Consider the following 4,089-nt stretch of genomic DNA (forward strand, 5'->3'; position numbering starts at 1 on the left):
TAAAGCCTCTATTGGTTTACTGTTTGATTCTTCATTGACCGGTGTCAGCCTGTTCCTGAATGCATTCACCCTGTCCGATGTGATCATGCAGACAGAATATGCCCGCAACAACCCGTTACAACCCGGACCTACCTATATGAATCTGCTGCGCTTTAGCACCGCAGTGATTGGTATGAGTGCCGATTTGACTTCTATTGGTTTGACACTAGCAAGTAAGGTGAATTCCCCCATAGTGAAAGCGCTGATGAGCGGGACAAAAGTGCCAGCTATCAGTGCGTCGGCGGTCAATCAGTTCTCCCGTGTTGCTGGTAGCGTCGCGGGATACTTAGGCGCAATTATCTCCTTCTATGATGCCAGTAACGCTTTCAACGTGGGTAATAAAATTGAGGGTTATGGCTTGGTAGCGATAGGAACAGGCTCCACTATTTTAACAACCGCAGTCTGGATCGGCATTGCGGCAGGCTCCTTCCTGACTGCGGGCGTACTCACTGCGATAGTCATTGGGGCCAGTTTACTTATCGGTGGCAGTGTTGTACAAGCTAGCAGTGCCTGGTCAGATTTGGAAAAAGTGCTGAATAACTGTTTTTGGGGGGCGGGGGCTGAATATGCTTTCTGGTCAGTAGATGGGCGACCAACTATAACGAAACAGTTAAAAGATGCACGAGAGATGGGGGATACCATTAAGAATGCTTTTCTTATAGAAAATCAGGAGTTTTTAAATCTCTTTATTCAACCACAACTAAAAATACATAGAGAATATAGGAAGACAACCTACCGCTTTACCTTACCTGCCTTCCAGATGGGTATTTCGGAAATATACGGACTTTTCGTCAAAGAAAATGAAATATACTATCTTGGTGCACAAATTACCATTATCACTATTAACCGCCGCCAGTATACACGGGACACTTTCCGTGATTCCACATTTAAAACTGCACGAGAACAGGCGAAGCTAATTCTGAATGGAGATACAGCCACGCTGGAAATAGTCACGACAGAAGGACAAGAAACAAATCCTTATCGCAGCAAGTTATATTGGTATTACCAGCAGTCAGACAATGTTATCGCCCCTCTGCGCTATCTCTGGGGAGAGAAACTAACAGAGGAAAATACGATTAAAGGTAGTTTTGACGGAGAATTTATATGAAACAACAATTAAAAAATTTACTCAAAAAATGGTTTCCTACTATTCATCCTCTACCAACCAAACGGCTGAGGCACTGGGAAAAAGAAATCTTGGCTGTACCTCCGGATATTAAAGATGAAGAGACCATTAAGCATGTAGAAATACTGGATTACCTTAACGATAAGGAGTGCTGGGTTAGAAACCCTCAGCGCCGTTTCCGGAGTATCACATTAATCCCAGTAACACTGGGGATTATTAGTAGTCTGATGTTAAACATTAACGATTTTATGGAATCGAGAAAAAAAAATGAGGAAGCTATTCATCGATGGGTCGGTTATGCAAAAAAAGACTATGGTGAAGAATTTTATTTACGTAATGATTTGCCTGAGGATATGGAAGATATGCGTTATATTGGTAATGATAAAGAGATATCCTTGAAGAAATATCTATATTACCGTTATAACTACTTTGAAAACAGTGGCTATTTGTTTAAGGTTGATATTGCATTTCTGCTACTCTATTTATTGATTACCCCTGTATTTATCTGGGGAGTATTCTTTTCCCAGAGACAAGCACCATTAATTATCGATCGCGAACGGCAAATCTTTTATACTTGGTATAAAGGCAAAGCTTATGCCGCCCGCTATCCCCAAGTAGGCATGGCAGAAAAAACTAATATTCTGTTCTTCAAAGTTTATGGCCTAGACGAAAATAATAACCTTACCGGGCGTGGTTTTATCCCTAACGTCAGCAGTTATTCTTTTGCCTTCTTAAGTAGTGGCAATGATAAAGCTCTGGCAGTCGCCTTTATGGTGAAATTTTTATTAAACGGCAAAGAAGCGGTCAGTAAGGTCGATTATAAACGCCGTGAGCCGCTTATTTGGTGGAGTAAAGATAAAAGACCTGCCGATTTAGACGCTCAAATTCCGTTGATTTTGGCCGAATTGGATCGCTTAGGTCCCCCTGATGAAGATCTTTCCGAATGAAACAGCGATTAAAACATTTACTTAAAAAATGGTTTCCTACTATTCATCCCTTGCCAGCCCAACGGCTGGCACGCTGGGAAAAAGAAATTCTGGCAGCACCACCAGATATTAAGGATGCAGAAACCATCAAACATGTAGAAATACTGGACTATCTTGATGATAAGGAGTGTCATATCCGCAATCCTCAACGCCGTTTCAGGAGTATTAACTTAATCCCAGTAACTCTGGGAATTATTAGCAGTCTGATGTTAAACGTTAACGATTTTATTGAAACATGGCGGGCAGCGGAAAAGAATCTGCTTTGGTCTGTTAACGACGCAAAAAAAGATTATGGCGAGGAGTTTTATTTGGATCCTGCTCTACCAGATTTTCTTAAAAAGTATGAATACATTGCCCATGATAAAGAAATTTCCTTGAGAAAATACCTGTATTATCGCTATAACCATTATGAATATAGCAATAATATTTTAATAACTGATATGGTATTTTTATTGCTTTACCTACTGATTATTCCACCCTTTGTATATTGTATATTTTTTTGGCAGAGTCAGGCACCATTAATTATCGACCGTGAACGACAAATTTTCTACACCTGGCATAAAGGTAAAGCCTATGCTGCCCGTTATCCACAATTAGGTATGATGGAAAAAACCAATATTCTGTATCTCAAAGTCTACGGATTGGATGAAAATAATAACCTTATCGAACGTGTCTTTATCCCTAATGTCAGCAGTTATACTTTTGCTTTCTTAAGTAGTGGCAATGATAAAGCGCTGGCAGTCGCCTTTATGGTGAAATTCTTATTAAACGGCAAAGAGGCGGTCAGTAAGGTGGATTATAAACGCCGTGAGCCGCTTATTTGGTGGAGTAAAGATAAAAGACCCGCCGATTTAGATGCTCAAATTCCATTGATTTTGGCAGAATTGGATCGCTTAGGTCCCCCTGATGAAGATCTTTCCGAATGAAACAGCGATTAAAAAACTTACTCAAAAAATGGTTTCCTACTATTCATCCATTGCCAGCCCAACGGCTGGCCCGCTGGGAAAAAGAAATTCTGGCGGCACCACCGGATATTAAGGATGCAGAAACCATCAAACATGTGGAAATACTGGACTATCTTGATGATAAGGAGTGCCATATCCGCAACACCCAACGTCGCGCCCGGAGTATTACCTTAATCCCGGTTACATTAGGGATTATTAGTAGCCTTATTCTAAATATTAATGAATTTATCGAAGATCGTAAAAATGATGAGAGAGGTATTCATCAGTGGGTCAATTTAGTAAAAGAGGAATATGGTGACGAATTTTATCTACGCAATGATCTACCCGATTATATGGAAAATGCTCGTTATATTGGTAACGATAAAGAAATCTCCCTAAGAAAATATTTACATTACCGTTATAATTATTATCGGCATAGCGACTCTTTTTTGAAAATTGATATAGGTTTTCTGCTGCTCTATTTGTTGATTATACCTCCTTTTGTCTGGGCCATCTTTTTCTTACGCCGTCAGGCACCATTAATTATCGATCGCGAACAGCAGATCTTTTATACTTGGTATAAAGGCAAAGCTTATGTCGCCCTCTATCCACAAGTAGGCATGGCAGAAAAAACTAATATTCTGTTCCTCAAAGTCTACGGCCTGGATGAGAACAATCAACTTATCGGGCGTGGTTTTATCCCTAACGTCAGCAGTTATTCTTTTGCCTTCTTAAGTAGTGGCAATGATAAAGGTCTGGCAGTCGCTTTTATGGTGAAATTCTTATTAAACGGTAAAGAGGCGGTCAGTAAAGTGGATTATAAACGCCGTGAGCCGCTTATCTGGTGGAGTAAAGATAAAAGACCTGCCGATTTAGAAGCTCAAATTCCTTTGATTTTGGCAGAATTGGATCGCCTAGGTCCCCCTGATGAAGATCTTTCCAAATGAAACAACGATTAAAAAACTTACTCAAAAAATGGTTTCCTACTATTCAT

4 protein-coding genes are annotated in these 4,089 nt (G+C 40.2%); all 4 read left to right on the top strand.

Annotated elements, in window-relative coordinates:
• A partial coding sequence (locus EAE90_RS13390; RefSeq protein WP_214053909.1) for a hypothetical protein occupies window positions 1-1,147 on the top strand: 1,147 nt, incomplete at its 5' end.
• The gene (locus tag EAE90_RS13395; protein ID WP_214053910.1) at window positions 1,144-2,112 is read left to right on the top strand and encodes a hypothetical protein; all 969 of its coding nucleotides are present in this window, start codon (window positions 1,144-1,146) and stop codon (window positions 2,110-2,112) included. The genes EAE90_RS13390 and EAE90_RS13395, both read left to right, overlap by 4 nt.
• On the top strand, window positions 2,109-3,077 hold the full coding sequence (locus EAE90_RS13400) for a hypothetical protein (protein ID WP_214053911.1): 969 nt from the start codon (window positions 2,109-2,111) through the stop codon (window positions 3,075-3,077). Before EAE90_RS13395 ends, EAE90_RS13400 begins: the two co-directional genes overlap by 4 nt.
• On the top strand, window positions 3,074-4,042 hold the full coding sequence (locus tag EAE90_RS13405) for a hypothetical protein (RefSeq protein ID WP_214053912.1): 969 nt from the start codon (window positions 3,074-3,076) through the stop codon (window positions 4,040-4,042). The genes EAE90_RS13400 and EAE90_RS13405 overlap by 4 nt, the downstream gene beginning before the upstream one ends.
• Window positions 4,043-4,089: the final 47 nt, after the last annotated feature.

This window comes from Photorhabdus caribbeanensis (assembly GCF_018448885.1).
GTDB lineage: Bacteria > Pseudomonadota > Gammaproteobacteria > Enterobacterales > Enterobacteriaceae > Photorhabdus > Photorhabdus caribbeanensis.